16 protein-coding genes are annotated in these 19,701 nt (G+C 65.8%); 6 read left to right on the top strand and 10 right to left on the bottom strand.

Annotated features, from left to right (window positions below; genetic code table 11):
- Positions 1–143: 143 nt before the first annotated feature.
- Complete coding sequence (locus tag ACIBI6_RS08340; RefSeq protein ID WP_396955647.1) at positions 144–4,919, top strand: HAD-IC family P-type ATPase; 4,776 nt, start codon at positions 144–146, stop codon at positions 4,917–4,919.
- Positions 4,920–5,080: 161 nt separating this feature from the next.
- On the opposite strand, the gene ACIBI6_RS08335 is transcribed toward ACIBI6_RS08340, so the two are convergent.
- From ACIBI6_RS08335 to ACIBI6_RS08295, 9 genes are read right to left on the bottom strand one after another with little or no spacing between them, the layout of a single operon-like run.
- Positions 5,081–6,907, bottom strand: a complete 1,827-nt coding sequence (locus ACIBI6_RS08335; protein WP_364350417.1) for a complex I subunit 5 family protein — start codon at positions 6,905–6,907, stop codon at positions 5,081–5,083.
- Positions 6,907–7,254: a cation:proton antiporter subunit C gene (locus ACIBI6_RS08330; protein ID WP_364350420.1), complete on the bottom strand. Its 348-nt coding sequence runs from the start codon at positions 7,252–7,254 to the stop codon at positions 6,907–6,909. Before ACIBI6_RS08330 ends, ACIBI6_RS08335 begins: the two co-directional genes overlap by 1 nt.
- Positions 7,251–7,991: an MnhB domain-containing protein gene (locus ACIBI6_RS08325; RefSeq protein WP_396955646.1), complete on the bottom strand. Its 741-nt coding sequence runs from the start codon at positions 7,989–7,991 to the stop codon at positions 7,251–7,253. The genes ACIBI6_RS08330 and ACIBI6_RS08325 overlap by 4 nt, the downstream gene beginning before the upstream one ends.
- The gene (locus ACIBI6_RS08320) at positions 7,988–8,230 is read right to left on the bottom strand and encodes a hydrogenase subunit MbhD domain-containing protein (RefSeq protein ID WP_364350426.1); all 243 of its coding nucleotides are present in this window, start codon (positions 8,228–8,230) and stop codon (positions 7,988–7,990) included. Before ACIBI6_RS08320 ends, ACIBI6_RS08325 begins: the two co-directional genes overlap by 4 nt.
- Positions 8,227–8,523 (bottom strand): monovalent cation/H(+) antiporter subunit G, encoded by a 297-nt coding sequence (locus tag ACIBI6_RS08315; protein WP_364350429.1) that lies wholly within the window; start codon positions 8,521–8,523, stop codon positions 8,227–8,229. Before ACIBI6_RS08315 ends, ACIBI6_RS08320 begins: the two co-directional genes overlap by 4 nt.
- Complete coding sequence (locus ACIBI6_RS08310) at positions 8,516–8,779, bottom strand: monovalent cation/H+ antiporter complex subunit F (RefSeq protein WP_364350432.1); 264 nt, start codon at positions 8,777–8,779, stop codon at positions 8,516–8,518. Before ACIBI6_RS08310 ends, ACIBI6_RS08315 begins: the two co-directional genes overlap by 8 nt.
- A gap of 5 nt (positions 8,780–8,784) precedes the next feature.
- Entirely contained in the window at positions 8,785–9,249 is a 465-nt protein-coding gene (locus tag ACIBI6_RS08305) for a Na+/H+ antiporter subunit E (protein WP_364350435.1), read from the bottom strand.
- Positions 9,246–9,812 carry a hemerythrin domain-containing protein gene (locus ACIBI6_RS08300; RefSeq protein ID WP_364350438.1) on the bottom strand — a complete coding sequence of 189 codons (567 nt, stop codon included), beginning with the start codon at positions 9,810–9,812 and terminating at the stop codon, positions 9,246–9,248. Before ACIBI6_RS08300 ends, ACIBI6_RS08305 begins: the two co-directional genes overlap by 4 nt.
- Entirely contained in the window at positions 9,809–11,608 is a 1,800-nt protein-coding gene (locus ACIBI6_RS08295) for a thiamine pyrophosphate-requiring protein (RefSeq protein ID WP_364350441.1), read from the bottom strand. Before ACIBI6_RS08295 ends, ACIBI6_RS08300 begins: the two co-directional genes overlap by 4 nt.
- A gap of 123 nt (positions 11,609–11,731) precedes the next feature.
- Here ACIBI6_RS08295 and ACIBI6_RS08290 point away from each other — a divergent pair, with 123 nt between their 5' ends.
- Positions 11,732–14,581 (top strand): FAD-binding and (Fe-S)-binding domain-containing protein, encoded by a 2,850-nt coding sequence (locus ACIBI6_RS08290; RefSeq protein WP_396955645.1) that lies wholly within the window; start codon positions 11,732–11,734, stop codon positions 14,579–14,581.
- A 1-nt stretch (position 14,582) separates the two neighbouring features.
- On the opposite strand, the gene ACIBI6_RS08285 is transcribed toward ACIBI6_RS08290, so the two are convergent.
- Positions 14,583–15,839, bottom strand: a complete 1,257-nt coding sequence (locus ACIBI6_RS08285) for a serine hydrolase domain-containing protein (RefSeq protein WP_396955644.1) — start codon at positions 15,837–15,839, stop codon at positions 14,583–14,585.
- 101 nt (positions 15,840–15,940) lie between these two features.
- Between ACIBI6_RS08285 and ACIBI6_RS08280 the strand changes: the two genes are divergently transcribed.
- The 4 genes from ACIBI6_RS08280 to ACIBI6_RS08265 are packed head-to-tail and all read left to right on the top strand — an operon-like array spanning position 15,941 to position 19,642.
- Positions 15,941–16,270 (top strand): plasmid stabilization protein, encoded by a 330-nt coding sequence (locus ACIBI6_RS08280; RefSeq protein ID WP_364350450.1) that lies wholly within the window; start codon positions 15,941–15,943, stop codon positions 16,268–16,270.
- 7 nt (positions 16,271–16,277) lie between these two features.
- Positions 16,278–16,904, top strand: a complete 627-nt coding sequence (locus ACIBI6_RS08275; RefSeq protein WP_396955643.1) for a UdgX family uracil-DNA binding protein — start codon at positions 16,278–16,280, stop codon at positions 16,902–16,904.
- On the top strand, positions 16,901–18,661 hold the full coding sequence (locus ACIBI6_RS08270; RefSeq protein WP_364350456.1) for a glycoside hydrolase family 15 protein: 1,761 nt from the start codon (positions 16,901–16,903) through the stop codon (positions 18,659–18,661). The genes ACIBI6_RS08275 and ACIBI6_RS08270 overlap by 4 nt, the downstream gene beginning before the upstream one ends.
- Before the next feature lie 9 nt (positions 18,662–18,670).
- Complete coding sequence (locus ACIBI6_RS08265; RefSeq protein ID WP_364350459.1) at positions 18,671–19,642, top strand: SDR family oxidoreductase; 972 nt, start codon at positions 18,671–18,673, stop codon at positions 19,640–19,642.
- Positions 19,643–19,701: the final 59 nt, after the last annotated feature.

The following is a 19,701-nucleotide window of genomic DNA, read 5'->3' as shown; positions in this document are numbered from 1 at the left end:
GAAGGTCGGCATGTATGTCGCATACCCGCTGGCGAGAGGGTCAATCCGGTGCCGGTGAGCGCCCTGGCGGATTGGCTGAACTCCCAGCCGACAGGCACTTTCGATGCCCGTTTGCATCCAGTGACGCCGGGTAGTTGCCGAGTATGGGTAGGCGTGATGGTTTGGCCCCGTGGTGGATCGAGGCGCCGACGGCGGCGATAACCGGTGCGGTGCGCACCGGGGTTTCGACAGCCGTCGGACTGGGCGTACAACTCGTCGAGGCACCGTTGCATGCGGCCGAAGCTGTGGCCGATGCCGCGACATCGGTCATCGACACGACCGCCGCCGGAGTCGACGAATTGGCTTCCACACCGGAGAGCCCGCTGGGCGAGGACCTGCTGGATCTGGTCGATCCGCATGAGCGTCGGGCCAACCGTCGGGTGGCCCTGCGTGACAACAATGCGACGATCGAAGTGCGTGGGCTCAGCTCCGAGCGTGGCGCGGCGCTGGCACGGATATTGGACGAGCGGCTCGGCAAGTTACGCGGTGTGCGGTGGTCACAGGTGAATGCGGTGACCGGTCGGGTGGTCGCCACGCTGCGCGACGGCGCGACCGCGCTGCCAGAACTGCTCGAGGCCATCGAGGGGATCGAGGCCGATAATAATGTCGCCGAAGTGGACTGGAGTCGCAGCGTCGAATATCCGGAGGACCGGGAACCGTTGCTGGCGGCGGGAATTCAAGTGGCGAGCGAGGTATTCGCCATTGCGGTGTCCACGGTCGGCGCACGGCTACCGTTCGGTGGTCCGGCGCGCGCGGTGCGAGCGGCGGCCACCTTCGTCGACACCCAACCTCGACTGCGGGGAATGCTCGAATCGCGATTCGGCCGTTCCCGCGCCGATATGGCCCTGACGATTGTCACCGCGATCGGAACCGCATTCGGCGAAGACGCCGCCGACGGAATTTCGAGTCTGCTTGCCGACACTGCCCAGCGCACCTTTCTACTCGGCGAGGCCATCGCCCAGCGTTTGGAGTGGCGCAACTGGGAGTCCGAAATGGTGTGCCGCGAACAACCCGACGTAACCGAGCCCCTACCGCCCTACACCCGCCCCACCGACATACCGGGCGGCCCGATCGAGCGCGTCGCCGACGAAACCGCAGCCGGATCGCTCGTCGGCACCGCCGCATTCGTCGGCCTCGGCCGCCTCGGCGATGCCGCCGACGCCCTCGGACTCGGCGCACCGAAGGCCGCACGAGCCTGCCGCGAGGCCTACGCCGCCAGCGTGAACATGGCCCTCGCGCGTGCGGGAGTACTGACATTGCACCGGGGTGCGTGGCGGCGCTTGGACCGGCTCACCACGCTGGTGATCGACGGCGAAGCGCTGCTCACGTCACGTCGACTGGTGCTCGATGTCGAGTCGGCCGATGACGAATGGTCGATGGGGAAGGTCTGGAGCGCAGCGCAGCGATTGCTGTGGTCCTCAGATGAGCAGACCCCGACAGAGAGCTGGGGCGCCACTACGAAGGGTGAGGAGGGGGCTACCAACGAAGGCAACGGACAGGCCGCATCGGGGGATAGCGAGGAGAGCGCACTCCAGGGCGATAAGCACGCCGCAACCGCGGGCAACAAGAAAGCCGCGACGAATGGCAGCAAGCAAGCCGCCATCGTGGACTACAAGGCAGCCGCAACCGACGGCGACGAGGCGACCGCGTCAGAGCACGCGGCACTGCGACTGGTGCATCCGAAGAGCGGGGCTCGTGATCGCGGGGCCACCATCCGGCCGGTCTGGCGCGAATTGCGTGCCGGTGACCGCACGGTGGGACGTGTGCTGCTCGGTCGGGAGCTCGATCCGAGTGCGCACGATGTGTTGACCGCTGCGCGGCGGGCTGGGTTGCGGGTGGTGCTCGTCGCACATGAGGATGCGAACGAATTACGTTCGCTCGCTGATGAATTCGTTTCCGCGACGACGTCGATGAGCAAGCAGGTCGAGCGGCTGCAGCAGGACGGCCAGGTGGTGGCGATGCTGAGCCCCTGCGCCCACAAAGCGTTGGCCCGAGCCGACCTGGCACTCGGATTGTTCAGGGCCCATCACTGCGAACCACCGTGGGCCGCCGATGCCATCTGCCGGGATCTCGACCAGGTGCAGCGCGTGCTCGCGGCAGTCGCGCCCGCGCGGCAGGTCAGTGAACGCGGGCGCACCCTGGCTCTGTCGGCGTGCGCGCTCGGCGGCCTGCTGCTCGCTGTCACCCCGACCAGGAAGGCTCGAACAACACCGATGGTCGCCGCACAGCTGACTGCGCTGATGACCGGGGCGCGCAACGGCATTCGAGCGGCCACATCCGCACCACCCACCACTATTGCACCCCTATTGCCTTGGCACGCACTGGAACCCAATGAAGTGCTCGCACGCCTACCGCAGCCCCCGGCCCTCGACGAGCGGGCGATCCCGGCCCGAGCCGAACAGAGCCTGATCACCAAAACTCTCGCACCGATGACGTCCTTCGCCCGCCATCTGCGCCACGAGCTGGATGACCCGCTGACGCCGATCCTCAGCGTCGGAGCCGTCGCCACCGCCATACTCGGCGAGCCGTCCGACGCCATACTTCTCGCCTCCGTGCTGACGGTGAATGCGGTGATATCGGCCGCTCAGCGCCAGCGCGCTGAAAGCGAATTGCAAGACCTGCTCGAAGGCGAACAACTCACCGGCCGCCTGATCGACCGCGCGGCGATCGACGAGGCCGAACAGAACGAAGAATCCGTGCCCGCAGACGCTCTCGCCATCGGCGATGTCTTGGTCGTCCACGCGGGCGATGTGGTTCCCGCCGATGCGCGACTGCTGCGCGTGGACGAACTGGAAATGGACGAATCCGGTCTGACCGGCGAATCGGTGACGGTCGAGAAGAATCTCGCCGCCACACCCAGCGCGGCCCTCGGCGAACGCGCCTGCATGATCTTCGCGGGCAGCACCGTCGTGAACGGAAGGGGACTGGCCGTCGTAGTTGCCGTGGGCGCCGATACCCAGGCCGGACGCGCGACCGCGGGCGCGGTGCCGCCGGATAAGGGCGGCGTGCAGGCCCAGCTGCGGCAGCTCACCAATCGCGCACTACCACTCACCCTTTCGGGTGGGGCGCTGGTCACCGCGCTGGGCGGACTGCGCGGCCGGATGCTGCGCAATGCGATCTCCGACGGCGTCGCGGTCGCGGTGGCCGCAGTGCCGGAGGGATTGCCCCTGGTCGCCACGGTGGCGCAGCTGGCGGCCGCGCGTCGACTGTCGCGCTACGGCGTGCTGGTCCGCGCCAGCCGCACCGTCGAGGCGCTCGGCCGCGTCGACACCCTGTGCTTCGATAAGACCGGCACCCTCACCGAAGGACGGCTGCGGCTCACCATGCTGGCCGACCTGGACAACCAGTGGTCACCCGATGACGAATCCGATGATGCGCGCCGACTGCTACGCGCCGCCGCCCGTGCCTGCCCGGATCCGGATGACGGTCCGGTGCTGCACGCCACCGACCGCGCGGTCCTGGATGCCGCCGAAAGCCTCGGCGACGACGCGCACCGGTGGGATCCGATCGAGGAGATCCCGTTCGAATCCAATCGTGGCTACGCCGCGGTGCTCGGCCAGACGACACGAAAATTGCGCCTGATCGTCAAGGGTGCACCGGAGGTGGTACTCCCCCGCTGCACCAAAGCTCCTACCGCGGAACCATTCTCGGACAACGTGCGCAAGCGCGCGCGGGAAGTCATCGATGACCTCGCCGAACAAGGCCTGCGCGTCCTCGTCGTCGCCCGCCGCGACCTCGCCGACCAACCCGATGATGTCGAACGCGCCGTCGACGAACTCACCCTCCTCGGCTTCCTCGGCATCGCGGACACCCCGCGCCCGCAGACGTTGCCACTGGTAACGGCCTTGCAGGACAATGAAATCGGCGTGCGCATGATCACCGGCGACCATCCGGTCACGGCGGCGGCGGTGGCCCGCCAACTCGGCATTGCCGTGGATACCGTCACCACCGGTGCCGATCTGGATCGGCTCGACGATACCGAGCAGGCCGAACTCATCGAACGCAGCACCGTCTTCGCCAGGGTCGGTCCGGAGCAGAAGGTCCGCATCGTGGCCGCCTTGCGCCGCAATGGTCATGTGGTCGGCATGACCGGCGACGGCAGCAATGATGCCGCCGCCATCCGCAGCGCGGACATCGGAATTGGTTTGGCCGCAAGGGGCTCCGCGGCCGCCCGTAATGCCGCGGATCTGGTGCTCACCGATCCGAATCCACTCGCCCTGCTGCACGCGCTGGTAGAGGGACGCGGCATGTGGCAACGCATTACCGACGCGGTGGGCGTGTTGGTCGGCGGCAATGCCGGGGAGATCGCATTCACCATCTACGGCACCGTGGTCGGCGGGCGGGCACCGCTGGGTACTAGGCAATTCCTGCTGGTGAACATGCTCACCGATATGTTTCCCGCACTGGCCCTTGCCCTTTCACCGGATCGCGACAGCCCGGACCCGCGTGATGCCGAGCACGGTGCCGAGCAACGGGCGCGGCAATTGGCCGAAATCCCGCCTGCCAGTCTGGGTCCCGATCTCGCCCGCACGATCGCGGTGCGCGGCATAGCCACTGCGGCGGGTGCCTGCACAGCGTGGACCGTCGGCCGCTACACCGGAACCCAGCGCCGCGCGGCCACCATCGGACTGGTGGCGCTCATCGGTACCCAACTCGGGCAGACACTGCTCTCCGGCCACCGCAGTCCCCTGGTCTGGGTCACGACCGCTGCCAGCGGCCTGGTTCTCGGCGCGGTGGTCATGGTTCCGGGGGTGTCGGCCTATTTCGGTTGCACGCCACTGGGTCCCGTCGGCTGGACCATCGCCACCACCTCCGCCGCCGCGGCAACCGCGGGCTCGACGGTCCTTCCGCGTCTACTGCCCGACGCTGGCGAAAGCTGACCGCGCCGGTGCCACCTCGCCTTAGGTTTCCCGCTTTCACGGACAGCCGCTGGTTCCACCGAGTCGACTGGTTTTCACGGAGCGCCGCTGGTTCCCGCGGGCCGCCGTTCGTTTCCACCGAGCGCGCCGGTCTCCCGGACAGCTGCTGGCTACCAGGCCCATTACAGCCAGCCGGTGGCAACCAGTCCGGCGACCACTGCCGCGCCGAAGACAAGCCAGGCGGCGTAGTCCCCCACATGCCCGCTGTGCAGTCGGTGTAATGCGGTCGCGGCCACGGTGACCGGACGAATCGGCGGCTTTCCGCGAGCGCGCAACGTGCCGAAATGCAGCGCGACAAGTGCTATCAGCACGGCCAGGACAGTCGACAACAGACCGAGCGCCAAGCCTGCTCCGCTCCATTCGATCTGCGGAACTCCGCCGGGATGGGCGGTCGTATTACCGAGCAGCGCCGCCGCCCGGTAAGCCTCGGGATCAACGAACGTCGCGGCGGCGGGACCGATAGCGGTTGTGAATCCCGTTGGCAGACCCAGTATTAGCGCGACGAGCAACAAAACCAGCACCGCACCCAGCATCGTGATCGGCGTCCGGTTGCGCGGCGCGGCGACATCGGGCACCTCGTGTTCCCCGGTGGTCTCCTCGGGATCGAGTTTGTGCTCGGGCACCTCACCCACACCGAAACACACCCGCAGCCCCGCACGCAACGCCGCCCCGCCGGTTATCGCCGAAACGACGATCACCAGCCCTACCAGGAAATTCGACCCATCGGATTCCTCGAGCAACGCCTTGCCCAGCCCCGCACCGAACGGCGGCAACCCTGCCAATACCAACGCCGAAAGCACAAACAGCACACCGATAGTCCGCTGACCACGCGCCCGCCCATGCAAACTGAACTCGTCCACACTGCGATACCGCGACAGCAACACACCGGTCAGCAGAAACAGCGAACCCTTGACCGCAGCATGACCCCCGAGGTACAGCGCCGATGCGGCGACACCAAGCGGTGACAGTGCGGCGAGTCCGAGAATGAACAATCCGATATGCGCGATCGTCGAATACGCGAGCAGCCGTTTGATATGCCGTTGCAGCACACACATCACCGCACCGAGCACAGCGGTAGAAATGCCCAGCACCAACAACATTCGGCGCACGCCAGGAGCGGGCAGCACAGTATCGAACACCGTCCAATACACCCGTGCCAGCCCATAAACACCCAACGGTGCCATCACACCGGAGAACAGCACACAGACCGGCGACGGTGCCACAGCATGCGCATCGGCCAGCCAGAAATGGAATGGCACCGCCGCCGCCTTGACCAACCATCCGGTGGCAATCAGCACGAATGCCGCCAAAACAAGAGCATCACCCGCCCGCGCCTCGACCGCAATTCCCAACTGTGCCAGGCCGAGTTGCCCGGTCCGCGCATACAAAAGTCCGATTCCGAACAGGCACAGGTACGCGCCGAGCGAATTGACCACCCCGAAATTCAGCCCTGCCTGCACAGATTCGGGTTCCTCGATCTTCAGTCCGGTCAACGCATACGCCGCCACGCCCATCAACTCGAAGAATACGAACATGTCGAAAAGATCACCGGTCAGCGCGAATCCGGTCATACCGGTGGCAAAGAGCAGAACCAGGGCCGGATAGTGCGCATGCAGATTGTCGAAGTAGCGCCAGCCGAACAGCAATGCGGTCGTGGTGAGCAATGCGATCAGCAAAGCCATTGCGGCACCGAGCCGATCGGCGACCAACACGATGCCGACGGTCAGCCCAGGTCGCGGCTTCCACCCACCGGACCAGGACGACACCGTGCCGGTGCCGGTCTCATACAGCAGCAATCCAGCCAGGATCGTCCCGGCAAGCGCGGTCCCGGTGCCGATCACATCGATCAGCAGCCTGGGCAATACCCGCCCGAGAGCGAGCAGCAGGCAGGAACCGGCGACCGGCAGCGCGATCACGAGTGCCGGGAGCGCCTGATCGAGGGGGACCATCAGCCACGCAGCGCGTGCAGTTCGTCGGGCTGGACGGTGCCGTGTCGCTTGGCGATCTGCACGACCAGCGCCAGCAGCAATGCGGTAACCGTCGCGGAGACGACGATGTCGGTCAGCGCCATCGCCTGCACCACCGGGTCGACCACCGGCGAGCCCGGCGGATTCGCGGACCCGAAAATCGGTGCCGAAGCGCCCTTTTGGTAGCCGATGGCCAATAGCAGGACATAGGTTCCCGATTGTCCGATGGATACGCACACCACGGTATGCACCAGATGTCTGCTGCGTACCACGCCGTAAATGCCGATCAGTAAGAGCCAAACGGCGATCACATAGGGAAATACGGTCATCGCGACGCCTGCCTCTCCGTAGTCAGATACTCGTCGAGGAACTGCGCGAGCAGTACGACGACACCACTGCCGACCGCGAGCCCGACCGCCACGCTGAACAGCGGCAGCGTACCGGCCGACAGCAGGCGGCCGAATTGCCCGAGCGGCAGAATATTCGCCAGATATCCAGCGCCACTGAGGATTCCGGCCAGCCCGAGGGCGACCACTGTGCCCATGCCCACAGCCTCGCCGAACTCGTACCAAACCAACGGACGCAGCCGCCGCAGCGCGCGGTAATTGCCCGCCACGTACAGCAAGTGCAGGCCGGTGGCCAGCACCACACCGCCTTGGAAGCCGCCACCCGGCGTGAGATGTCCGTGCACGACCACATCAGCACCGATCATCAGTGTCACCGGCAGCAAGGCATAGCCCAGAAATCGCGTCGCCTGCATAATGCGACCGAGGTCCTCCGATTGTCGTTGCGGCCGTGGCCCTTCCGGACGCAGTAGAGTCGCCGCACCGAGCACCGCCGCCACCAGGATGGCCTCCTCGCCGAAGGTGTCGAGGCCACGCTGATCGAAATTGACCGAGGAAACCGCATTGGGGCTGTGCTGCTGCAGCGACGCCTGGACCGCGGCGTCGCGATACGGATGATCGGTACCGCCGAACCCGGGCATACCGAACAGCGCGAGTCCGAGCAATACGACAAGTCCGACCCCACCGACGAGGAAGATCACCAGTCGCGCACCGTACTTCACGACCGTCGTCTCCGCTCCACGGCCCGCACAGCGAGCAACACCATCAGCGGCACCACCGCGGTACCCACCGCGACCTGTGACAACGCCACATCCGGCGCACCGAGCACGAGAAATGCCGGTGTTAACAGCGCACCGAACACCGCCAGCGATACTGCCTGGCGCTGCGGCTGGTCGGTGAATACGACGACCGTGCCCGCCACCGCGACCAGTCCGAGCGTGATCACAATCAGGGCGTTCATTGCGGGGCCTCGATCCGGCCGTCGGTGCGGGCATTGAGCCTGCCGATGGCGGCACTCAGCACCGGGGCGGTGAGCGCCAGCAGCAGGAGGGTCACCACGACGATCGCCGTGGTCAGCCCCGGCCCCTCCGCGATAAGCACCGCGAGTGCGATGAACGGTCCGGCGACCGCGCTGATAATCGACGAATAGTGCAGTCGCGCATAGACCGAACGCGGCCGCAGCGCCGCCATCGAAGCGGCCACCGCGACCAGCGTGCCGATTGCGAGCAGTGCGTCGACGAAGAAACTAGTCATCACGCACCCCCAACAGGCGCGTGAAAACCAGGGTGCCCGCGAAGGAGAGCAAGACCACCACCAACGGCACGATCAGATAGTCCGGTCTCCCGAGTCCCAGACTCAGCAATATCAAGACCACGATCAATAGCGAGCTGACCAATTGCAGCCCGACGAGCCGATGCGCCGCCGTGCCCCTGCTGGACAGCAACAGCGCAGGCCCGATCCCACCGACCAGCAGCACACCCGACGCGACCAGCCAAGGCGCGGTGGACATTTCGATCAGCCCCCGAACATCCGTCGCAGTCGAGTCTCGGGTGTCGCGAATACGTGCAGCAGCAGCTCATCGTCAGCATCGATGACCAGCGAGCCGGGCGTCGCCGAGAGCACACCGGTGATCAGTGCCGCCCGCCCCGCTCGCCGCCGCGCATCGGCTTCCGCGTCGAGTTCGTTCTCCTCGAACCTCCCGACCGGCCTGCCATGCGCGGCGATCGACAGGGCGGCCCAGCTATCGCGCACGATCGCGCTGGGGAGCGCGGCCAACAGCTGCGGAATCTTGTCCGGCGGTCGCCAATTGCCCTGCACCGCGATACGTCCCAGACGACCCGCCCAAGCAGCGGGTAATGCGAGCACGACGGCCGCGAGCAACTCTTGGAGACTGAACGTGGTCAGCGTCGCCAGCCACAGCAACACCAGCACCGCCCACCAGCCGAGGACTTCCGCCGCCGCTGCGATGCGCCCGCTCATTTGTCGTCTTCTCGATGCCAGTCCCGCACCGCATCACGCGCCCGGTCGAATATCGCCAACGGCGGACCGGCCAGCAGATTCGCCAGCGCGGATTCCCCGGTCTTCGGATGCGGACGGGTCGGCGCGACCGCTTCGGCGGCCCGCACCGAACCCGCCATCCGCTCCAATTGATGCGCCGAAAACTGTTGGCGCAATAGGGCGAATTCCTCGTGCTCCTCGCGGCTGGCATGGTCGATCACCGCCTCGGCGAATTCGGCCAGCTCGGCATCGAAATCCGGATGGTCGACACCGAGGTCGTAAAGGTTGGCCAGCGCGCGTTTGGCGTGGTTCTCCTCATGCCGGCGCTGTCCGACCATCTGGTCCGCCCCGAAACGGGCGCGGGCGGCGACCGGGTGCACGGCCTCCGCTTCGGCGCTCTCGTGCACCGCGAGCAACCGGACCAGTTCCTTGAACAGCTCCGACTTATCGCCCTGCCCGGACTTCAGTTGGGCGAGTAAGCCTTTGATCTGCCTATGTTGTGCCATCAGCAGATCGACGACGTCCTCGGTCGATGGCAAAGTCATGATGACGAATTCCGATGCGGCACGAATTCCTGCAACTTGGTCTTGGTGCCCTGCCACATCAGATGCCAACCATCCGGATCGCCGCGCATCACCGCCTCGGCGGTGTCCTTCATCTGCTCATAGGTCGCATGCGGTGGAATCGGCGGCACCTCGGGATCGCAGCGCACATCGAGCAGTACCGGACGATCCGCGCTCAGCGCCTGCCGCCACGCGTCGGCGAGATTCTCCGGATCGTCGATCGCGATCGACGGCAGCCCCATACAGCGCGCCAGATCCGCGTAGGAAGTCTCCGGAAGTATCTGTGACTCTTCGAATTTCGGAGCGCCACCCATGGCGCGCAGCTCCCAGGTGACCTGGTTCAGATCGTTATTGTGGAAGACACAGATGATCAGCCGCGGATCACTCCACTGCCGGTAATAGCGTGCGATGGTGAGCAGTTCGGCCATTCCGTTCATCTGCATGGCGCCGTCACCGACCAACGCGATCGCCGGCCGTTCCGGATGCGCGAATTTGGCGCCGATGGCATAGGGCACGCCGGGTCCCATGGTCGCCAGGGTGCCCGACAGCGAGCCGCGCGTACCGATGCGGAATCGCAGGCAGCGGGCGTACCAGTTGGTGGATGAGCCGGAGTCCGCGGTGACGATCGCATTATCCGGAAGCTGTTGCGACAGTTCCCAAACCACGCGCATCGGGTTGACCGGCTTGGCCTGCAACATCGCCTGCCGCTCGACTGTCTCCCACCAGCGGGACACATTCTGCTCGATCTTCTCCCGCCAGGAACGCTCCTCCTTGCGGCGCAGCAGCGGAACGAGTTCGGCCAGTGTGGCTTTCGCATCACCGACCAGATTCACTTCGGTCGGATAGCGCATGCCGATCATGGTGCCGTCGATATCGATCTGCACGGCGCGCGCCTGACCGAACTCCGGCATGAACTGGGTGTAGGGGAAATTCGACCCAACGATGATCAGCGTGTCGCAGTCGCGCATCATTTCATAGCTCGGCCTGGTACCGAGCAACCCGATCGACCCGGTGACAAAGGGCAGGTCGTCGGGCAGCACATCCTTGCCGAGCAATGCCTTCGCCACACCCGCACCGGTGATTTCGGCGAGTTCGACCACCTCGCGCGCGGCCGAGCGCGCGCCCTGACCGACGAGCACCGCGACCTTCGATCCGGCGTCGATGATCTCGGCCGCGCGTTCGATCTCGGGATACGGTGCGACCACCGTCGCGGTCAACGCATGTGGTGGGCTGGAGGGCACCTGCTTGAACTCGTGTTCGGGCGGTTCGTAGGGTTCTTCCTGCAGATCGGCGGGAATGATCACGGCGGTCGGCGAATGCCGGGTCATCGCCGTGCGAAACGCCCGGTCCAGCGCGTTGGGCAACTGGCTCGAGACATTGACCTCGACCAGATAATCACTGGCGACATCCTTGAACAGGCTCTGCAGATCGACTTCCTGCTGATAGCTGCCGCCCATGGCGCTGCGCGCGGTCTGACCGACGATCGCGACGACCGGGACATGGTCGAGTTTGGCGTCGTAGAGGCCATTGAGCAAATGGATCGCGCCGGGTCCCGAGGTGGCCGTGCAGACGCCGACCTTCCCACTGAACTTGGCGTAACCGGTGGCTTGGAACGCCGCCATTTCCTCGTGTCTGGCCTGCACGAATTGCGGTTTGTTATCCGCGCGACCGAAAGCGGCGACCAGACCGTTGATGCCGTCGCCGGGGTATCCGAAGACTTGGTTAACGCCCCACTCCCGTAGTCGTTGCAGGACGTAGTCACCAACCTGTTGTTTCATGAGGATCTCCTGTAGGTATCCGGGTTGGTCAGACGGGTGATACCCAGCGAATGGGCAGGCAATCAGAGGGTGTGCCGCGCGCCGAAGTGGGTAGCCGCACTGTGCCGAGAGGAGGGGTGCCGAATGATTGATCTCCCGCTGACGCGACTCGCGGCCGAACTCACTGAGCAGGTCTCCGGGGAAGTACGTTTCGATCCCGGATCCAGAGCCACGTACTCCACCGATGCCTCGAACTATCGCGCGGTACCGCTCGGCGTGGTGCTACCGCACACACCGGACGATGCGGCCGCGGCGATCGCGGTGTGCCGCGAGCACGATATGCCGGTGCTCTCGCGCGGCGGCGGCACCAGCCTGGCCGGTCAATGCTGCAATGCGGCCGTGGTGCTGGATTGGAGCAAGTACTGCGATCGGCTGATCTCGGTCGACACGGCGGCCCGCACCGCGATCGTGGAACCAGGGATCGCACTGGACCCGCTGAATGCGCTGTTGGCGCGGTACGACCTGATGGTCGGCCCGAAACCTTCGACGCATGTCAGCTGCACGATCGGCGGGATGATCGGCAACAACTCCTGCGGATCTACCGCGCAGGCGTACGGGAAGATGGTCGATTCGGTGCGGCGGCTGGAAATCCTGACCTACGACGGGTTACGGGGTTGGGTCGGCGCGGATTCCCCGGATGAGTTTCCCGAACTACTCGACGGCCTGCGGCGGATCCGCGATGAATACGCGGCGGATATCCGCGCGCACTACCCCGATATTCCGCGCCGGGTGTCGGGCTACAACCTCGATTCCCTGCTGCCGGAGCACGGCTTCGATCTCGCGAAACTACTCGTCGGCAGCGAGTCCACGCTGGTAACGGTGCTGCGTGCCGAAATCCAACTCGTGCAACGCCCGAAAGCGGTGGCACTGACCGTACTCGGCTACCCCGATATCTACGATGCCGCCGATGCGGTGCCGATCGTATTGCAGCACAACCCGACAGCGCTGGAAGGTGTCGACCACCGACTGGTCGATCTGGAACATATCGAACATCTGGCCGCAGGTGCCATCGCACAGTTGCCGGACGGAAAAGGTTGGCTGATGGCGCAATTCGAGGGTGCCGACCAGGACGAAGCCGACCGACGGGCCCAGGCGATGGTCGAGGAAGTGACCATGAAAACCGGTGCGACCTCGACGATGATCGATGATCCCGCACGAGAGGCGGAAATCTGGATGGCCAGGGAGGCAGGCCTGGGCGCCACGGCCTATCCGCCCAACAGTCCGGAAACCCATGAGGGTTGGGAGGATGCCGCGGTACCGCCCAACCGGCTCGGTGACTATCTGCGCGACTTCGAAAGTTTGCTCGACGATTTCGATTACCAGTCGTCCTCGCTGTACGGCCACTTCGGCCACGGCTGCGTGCACACCCGCATACCGTTCGATCTCCGTAGCGCGGAAGGCATTTCGAGGTACCGCAGCTTCGCCGAGCAGAGCGCCCAGTTGGTGACGCGGTACGGCGGATCGCTGTCCGGTGAACACGGCGACGGTCAGTCGCGCGGCGAACTGCTGCCGATCATGTTCGGCGATCGGGTCGTCGAGGCATTCGGCGCGGTCAAACATCTCTTCGATCCACGCAACCGGATGAATCCCGGCAAGGTCGTACACCCGCGACCACTGGATCAGGACCTGCGCCAAGGCGCGGACTATCGGCCGTGGAATCCGGTGACCCACTTCACTTTCCCGGAGGATGACCATCGCTTCAGCGTGGCTGCCGCGCGCTGTGTCGGCGTCGGCAAGTGCCGCGGTCACGAGGGCGGTGTGATGTGCCCGAGTTACCGGGCGACCAGGGAGGAGGAACACTCCACCCGCGGCCGCGCCCGACTCCTGTTCGAAATGCTCCAGGGCGAGGTGATCACCGATGGCTGGCGCTCCACCGAGGTGCGCGATGCCCTCGACCTGTGCCTGGCCTGCAAAGGCTGCCGCAGCGACTGCCCGGTCGATGTCGATATGGCCACCTACAAGGCCGAATTCCTCTCCCACCACTATGAACACCGCGTCCGGCCGATGGCGCACTACTCGATGGGCTGGATTCCGATGTGGGCCCGGCTCGCCACCGCCGTGTCCGCACCGGCCAACGCGCTGGCTCAGAGCCGGGGCCCGGGTGGGCTGCTCAAACGTCTCGGCGGCGTCGACCCGCGCCGGGACCTACCGCGCTTCGCCCGGGAGCGCTTCACCGAGAAGTTCGCCCGTCGCACACCGGACGAGCGCGGCCACCGTGGCCGACTGCTGCTGTGGCCCGACACCTTCACCAACAACTTCGCCCCCGAAATAGCCGAAGCCGCGGTGACGGTACTGGAGGCGGCCGGGTTCGAAATCGAAATACCAAGGCGCACCGTGTGTTGCGGTCTGACCTGGATTTCCACCGGCCAACTCCCCACCGCGAAACGAGTACTGCGCCGAACGCTGCGTCAGCTCGAACCCCAATTGCGCTCGAGCACCCCCATCGTCGTGCTCGAACCCAGCTGTGCCGCCGTCTTCCGCTCCGATCTCACCGAACTACTCGCCGGTGACGAAGACGCCCACCGCTTGGCGAATCAGGTCCGCACCCTCGGCGAAATCCTCACCGAACAGGCCGACGACTGGGAACCCCCGCGCATCGACGCCCACGCCATGGTCCAACCACACTGCCACCAGCACGCGATCCTGCACTATGACGCCGACCAGAGGCTTTTGACCGCAACCGGACTCGACGTCGAAGTACTCGATGCCGGATGCTGCGGCCTGGCCGGAAACTTCGGCTTCGAACGCGGCCACTACGACGTCTCGGTAGCCTGCGCGGAAGACAAACTGATGCCGGCCATCCGCAACCGCGACCCCGAAACCCTGGTCCTGGCAGACGGTTTCAGCTGCCGTACCCAAATCGAACACCTGCAACCGCAAGCCCGACCGCAGCACGCGGCACAAGTCCTCGCCGAGGCGCTGCGCCGCGAGTAATTCAGTCGGTGTCGAACAGCCGATCGGCGCGCGGAAGCTGGCCGATGGTATTGGAGATCTGGGCGACCAGGGCCCAGGGGCGCTGGGTGTCGGTGGTGGCCTTGCCGCTGGTCAGGATCGCACCGGCGAGTCCGCGGGTGGGGTCGGCCCAGCCGTATTGGGTTGTCAGGCCACTGCGGCCGAAGTGCGACTGGGTATTTCTCCCGAACTTCGAGCGACGAGCGCCCAGCTCGAAACCAGCGCGGCTTACGCGTCCGGCCAGGCCTGGTAGGCGTGGTGCGGGGCGGATCGCTTCGCGGAGGGTTTCGGGCTCGATGATCCGAACACCGTCGAGTTCGCCGCCGCGGGTGAGGATTTCGTAGAAGCGAGACAGTTCGTAGGCGGTCGTGACGATATTGCCCGACGGCAGTTCGGCGGTCAGGAAATCCCGATTCGCGGACTTGGCGGTCGCACCGTCCATCCGCCCGCCGAGTGCCTTGCGCGCCAAAAGTATCGACATTCGTGACGGCGGCGGGCCGGTCTTCACGCTGGGCACGACCTTGTCGACATCCTCGGGACGGACCCCGAAGTTGTTCCAGCGGAAGCCCAATGGTTCGAGTACCTGTTCGGCGAGATGTTCGCGCATCCGCTTCCCGGTGGCCCGCTGCACCAGCAGCCGTTGGATCAAACCGCCGGTCAACGCGTGATAGACACGGAATCGACCGGGCCGCCAACTCGGCACCAGATCGGCCAGCCCCTGTACGGCCAACTCCTCGTCGAGCACCAACTCGACGCCCTTGTACGGCGGCGTAATAAACGGCACACCCGCCGAATGCGACATCACATCGCCGATGGTGATCGCATCCTTGCCGTGTGCCGCGAATTCCGGAATGTATTTGCACACCGGATCATTCAGCGCGAACGCACCCTGTTCGACCAGCATGAACATCAGCGTCGCCGATACGCCCTTGGCGGTGGAGAACCCGCAGAACAGCGTCTCTGGCGTCGCGAGTATCTGCTCCGCATCCGGACCGTCTTTCGGCGCATTCCCCCAGCCGTGCCCGATCGCTCGGTTCAGCACGACCTTCCCGTTGCGCCGCAGACAGGTCTGAATAGCGGGCGTCGTCCCCATCCGGTACCACGCCCGCACCGATGTCCACAGCGCCGCGACATCCGCGTTCGTCAACCCAGCATCGGCCGGATCGTCCTCGTGCCCGACCGTCGTCACCGCGTCCAGATCATCGGCGACGGTCACCAACGTGCCAGGGACCACCTTCATTCGGCCAGCATATCGACGCTGCTCTCGCCGCCGATCGAGCCCACGCCGCGGTGCTGGTTTCGCGCGGCGAGCCGGGGTACTCGGCTGGCAGGAGGTGTGACATGCCAAAGGAATGGAGCAATAAGCAGGAACGGCAGTACGAGCACATCAAGGACTCGGCAGAGGACCGGGGCGAGAGCCAGAAGCGGGCGAAGGAAATCGCCGCGCGGACGGTCAATAAGAATCGCGCCCAATCCGGGCAGTCGAAGACCGCCAGCCGTTCCTCGGTAAAGGATAAGTCGCCACAGCAGCGCGGTGGGCAGCGCTCGGGCCGCAGCGGTCCGAAGGGCCCGACCCGCGACCAGCTGTACAACGAGGCCAAAAACCGCAATATCAAGGGCCGCTCGAAGATGAACAAGCGTCAGCTCGCGCGGGCGCTCGGCAAGGACTGAGACCGAGATGGCCGTGCCGGGCGCCGCGGAGTTCGTGCCGCCGCACGCGAGCCTCGCCGAATTGCGGCAGGCCTCGTGCGGCTGCCACGGCTGCGATCTCTACCGGCACGCCACCCAGACGGTTTTCGGAGAAGGCCCGGAAAACGCCGACGTGGTCATGATCGGTGAGCAGCCCGGTGACCAGGAGGACGTGCGCGGACATCCGTTCGTCGGCCCCGCCGGGCGGCTGCTCGACCGTGCGATCGCCGAGGTCGGGATCGACCGCGACCGGATCTATGTGACCAATGCGGTGAAGCACTTCAAATTCGAGGAACGCGGTAAGCGCCGTATCCACAAACAACCCGGACGCACCGAAATCGTCGCCTGCTCGGCCTGGCTCGACGCCGAGTTGCGGGTCATCGAGCCACAACTGGTGGTCTGTCTCGGCGCGATTGCCGCAAAGGCCGTGCTCGGTCCCTCGTTCAAGGTCTCCGAGCGGCGGGGAGAGCTCATCTCGACACCGGATTACGCGGTGCTAGCGACCGTACACCCATCGTCGGTGCTGCGCGCGCCCGATCGCGACGAGGCCTACACCGGATTCGTCGCAGACTTGAAAAGGTTGCGAACGGTCTGCGGTGGTATACGGCCGATGTGACGGCCGAAAATATCACCCGGCCGCATGTACTGCGCGAATACGCATTCCTCGCGGACGGCGAGCGCGGTGTGCTGGTCGGTCCACGTGGCGACTTCGCCTGGATGTGTGCACCACGTTGGCACAGCGACGCGGTTTTCGCCGCGCTGGTCGGCGGGGACGGCGCGTATTCGGTGACACCGTGCGGGCGGTACGTGTGGGGCGGGTATTACCAGACGGGCACCCTGATCTGGAATTCGCACTGGCTGGTCGGCTCCTCGGTGATCGAATGCCGGGAGGCGCTGGCCTTTCCTGGTGATCCGCATCGGGTCGTGGTGCTGCGCCGGATTGTCGCGGTGCACGGCGATGCCGAGGTCGATGTGGTGCTGCGGCCCGCCGGGCAGTTCGGCAAGGCGAAGGCAAGTGACCTGCACCGTACCGACGACGGGTTGTGGCTCGCGCGCGTCGGTGACCTCGCATTGCGTTGGACGGGTGGGGCGGCCGCGTCGGTCCGCGACGACCGCGGCTGGACCGATCGGATAACGCTGCGACAAGGCGAGATTCATGATCTCGTCCTCGAATTGTCCGATATCGCACTGCCCGACGAACCGCCGGATCCGCACACCGCATGGGCACAGACCGAATCCGCTTGGCAGCGTGGGGTGCCGAAGCTGGGCCCGTGTGCCGCGTCCCGCGATACCGCACAGGCCTACGCGGTCATGCGCGGTATGACCAGTTCCACCAATGGGATGGTCGCCGCGGCCACCACCGGCCTGCCTGAACGCGCGGACCTAGGCGAGAACTACGACTACCGCTATGTGTGGATCCGCGACCAATGTTTCGCCGGTCAGGCGGTGGCCGCCGACGGCCCACATCCATTGTTGGACAATGCGTTACAGTTCGTGGGCGAACGACTGCTCGTCGATGGGCCCACGATACTGCCGGCGTATACGGTCACCGGCCAACCGATCCCGGAGCCGAGCAACCTGGACCTACCCGGGTATCCGGGCGGTCGTACCGTCGTCGGCAACCGGGTGCGCGATCAATCCCAACTCGATGTATTCGGCGAGGCTCTGCTCCTGTTCGCCGCGGGCGCGCGGCACGACCGGCTCACCGAGGACAGCCGCAAGGCGATTTCGGTGGCCGTCGCCGCGATCGCCGAACGCTGGCGTCGACCGGATGCGGGCATCTGGGAAACCGAGGACCGGCACTGGACGCATTCCCGGCTGGCCTGCGTCAGCGGTCTGCGCGCGGTCGCCGCCATTGCCGATACCGGTGCCGACCCCGTGTTCTGTACGGCACTGGCCGACACAATCATGGCCGAAACCGCCCGCACCAGTGTGCATCGCGGCGGCGCGTGGCAGCAGGCCCCGGATGCGGCCGGTGTTGACGCTGCCCTGCTACTGCCTGCCATCCGCGGCGGCGTACCTCTCGACGATCCGCGCAGCCTCGCCACCTATCGGGCCGTGGAGCGCGAATTATGCACGGATTACTACGTTTATCGCTACCGCCACGACGAGCAGCCGCTGGAGACGAACGAGGGCGCGTTCCTGTTCTGCGGATTCATCATGGCGATCGCGGCCGCCCAACTGGGACACCATGTTTCGGCGGCACGCTACTTCGAACGCAATCGCGCGGCGTGCGGTACGCCCGGATTGTTCGCCGAGGAATTCGATGTCCGGCAGCGTCAGCTGCGCGGCAATATGCCGCAGGCCTTCGTGCACGCGACGCTTTTCGAATCCTCGATCCAGCTCACCCGATTCGGCGACGACCATGAGTAAGGAGTTGTGATGAGCTTCGAACCCCGAGTAGTGGTGATCACCGGGGCGAGTGCGGGCATCGGTCGCGCGGCCGCGCGCGAATTCGCTTCGAGCGGTTGCAAAGTCGCGCTGCTCGCCCGCGGCGATGCCGGACTTGCCGCCGCGGCCGATGATGTGCGCGCCGCGGGTGGTGAGCCGCTGACGATTCCGGTCGATGTCGCCGATTACGCGGCGGTCGAGGCCGCGGCGACGCGGGCCGAGGAGGTGCTCGGGCCCATCGATGTCTGGGTGAACTCGGCCTTCACCTCGGTATTCGCCCCCTTCGAGCAGATTGCGGCCGCGGAGTTCCGGCGGGTCACCGAGGTCACCTATCTCGGTACCGTGCACGGCACCATGGCCGCGCTGTCGCGCATGCGGGCGCGCGATCGCGGCGCTGTCGTACAGGTCGGCTCGGCGCTCGGCGCCCGCTCGATTCCACTGCAGTCGGCGTATTGCGCAGCCAAACATGCGATCAACGGGTTCACCGAATCGGTGCGGGTCGAGTTGATGCACGAGGGCAGCAATGTGCACATCACGCTGGTGCAGGCCCCCGCGGTGAATACCCCCCAATTCTCCTGGGTGCTGTCGCGATTGCCGAAGCGGCCACAGCCGGTGCCGCCGATCTACCAACCCGAGATCATTGCGCGCTCGATCGCCTTCGCAGCGAAACATCCTGAGCGCAAGGAGTATTGGGTCGGCGCGAGCACAACGGGGACACTGCTCGCACAACGGCTCGCGCCCAGCCTGCTCGACCGCTATCTCGCTCGCACCGGCTACGAGTCGCAGCAGACCGATGCCGACGCCGACGCACGGGCCGACAACCTCTGGGAGCCGGTCGACCGGTCCGGCGGACATGACTTCGGTGCGCACGGCGAGTTCGATGATCGTGCGCATCGGCGCAGTACGCAGGCATGGTTGAGCCGTGGGCTCGAGTCATTGGCCAGCGGGTTACGTCGGCATTAGGGCGCTCTGGTCGGGCTGCGCGCGAACACGAGAAAGACGCGATTAGCCGAACCGAGCGC

This window comes from Nocardia sp. NPDC050412, assembly GCF_044458825.1.
Lineage (GTDB): Bacteria > Actinomycetota > Actinomycetes > Mycobacteriales > Mycobacteriaceae > Nocardia.
This window is presented reverse-complemented; position numbering and strand designations above follow the sequence as displayed.

Bases quoted from the DNA above. Each gene is read 5' to 3' on its own strand.
- ACIBI6_RS08340 (WP_396955647.1), top strand. From the start codon at position 144: ATGGGTAGGCGTGATGGTTTGGCCCCGTGGTGGATCGAGGCGCCGACG.
- ACIBI6_RS08335 (WP_364350417.1), bottom strand. From the start codon at position 6,907: ATGGTCCCCCTCGATCAGGCGCTCCCGGCACTCGTGATCGCGCTGCCG.
- ACIBI6_RS08330 (WP_364350420.1), bottom strand. From the start codon at position 7,254: ATGACCGTATTTCCCTATGTGATCGCCGTTTGGCTCTTACTGATCGGC.
- ACIBI6_RS08320 (WP_364350426.1), bottom strand. From the start codon at position 8,230: ATGAACGCCCTGATTGTGATCACGCTCGGACTGGTCGCGGTGGCGGGC.
- ACIBI6_RS08315 (WP_364350429.1), bottom strand. From the start codon at position 8,523: ATGACTAGTTTCTTCGTCGACGCACTGCTCGCAATCGGCACGCTGGTC.
- ACIBI6_RS08310 (WP_364350432.1), bottom strand. From the start codon at position 8,779: ATGTCCACCGCGCCTTGGCTGGTCGCGTCGGGTGTGCTGCTGGTCGGT.
- ACIBI6_RS08305 (WP_364350435.1), bottom strand. From the start codon at position 9,249: ATGAGCGGGCGCATCGCAGCGGCGGCGGAAGTCCTCGGCTGGTGGGCG.
- ACIBI6_RS08300 (WP_364350438.1), bottom strand. From the start codon at position 9,812: ATGACTTTGCCATCGACCGAGGACGTCGTCGATCTGCTGATGGCACAA.
- ACIBI6_RS08295 (WP_364350441.1), bottom strand. From the start codon at position 11,608: ATGAAACAACAGGTTGGTGACTACGTCCTGCAACGACTACGGGAGTGG.
- ACIBI6_RS08290 (WP_396955645.1), top strand. From the start codon at position 11,732: ATGATTGATCTCCCGCTGACGCGACTCGCGGCCGAACTCACTGAGCAG.
- ACIBI6_RS08285 (WP_396955644.1), bottom strand. From the start codon at position 15,839: ATGAAGGTGGTCCCTGGCACGTTGGTGACCGTCGCCGATGATCTGGAC.
- ACIBI6_RS08280 (WP_364350450.1), top strand. From the start codon at position 15,941: ATGCCAAAGGAATGGAGCAATAAGCAGGAACGGCAGTACGAGCACATC.
- ACIBI6_RS08275 (WP_396955643.1), top strand. From the start codon at position 16,278: ATGGCCGTGCCGGGCGCCGCGGAGTTCGTGCCGCCGCACGCGAGCCTC.
- ACIBI6_RS08265 (WP_364350459.1), top strand. From the start codon at position 18,671: ATGAGCTTCGAACCCCGAGTAGTGGTGATCACCGGGGCGAGTGCGGGC.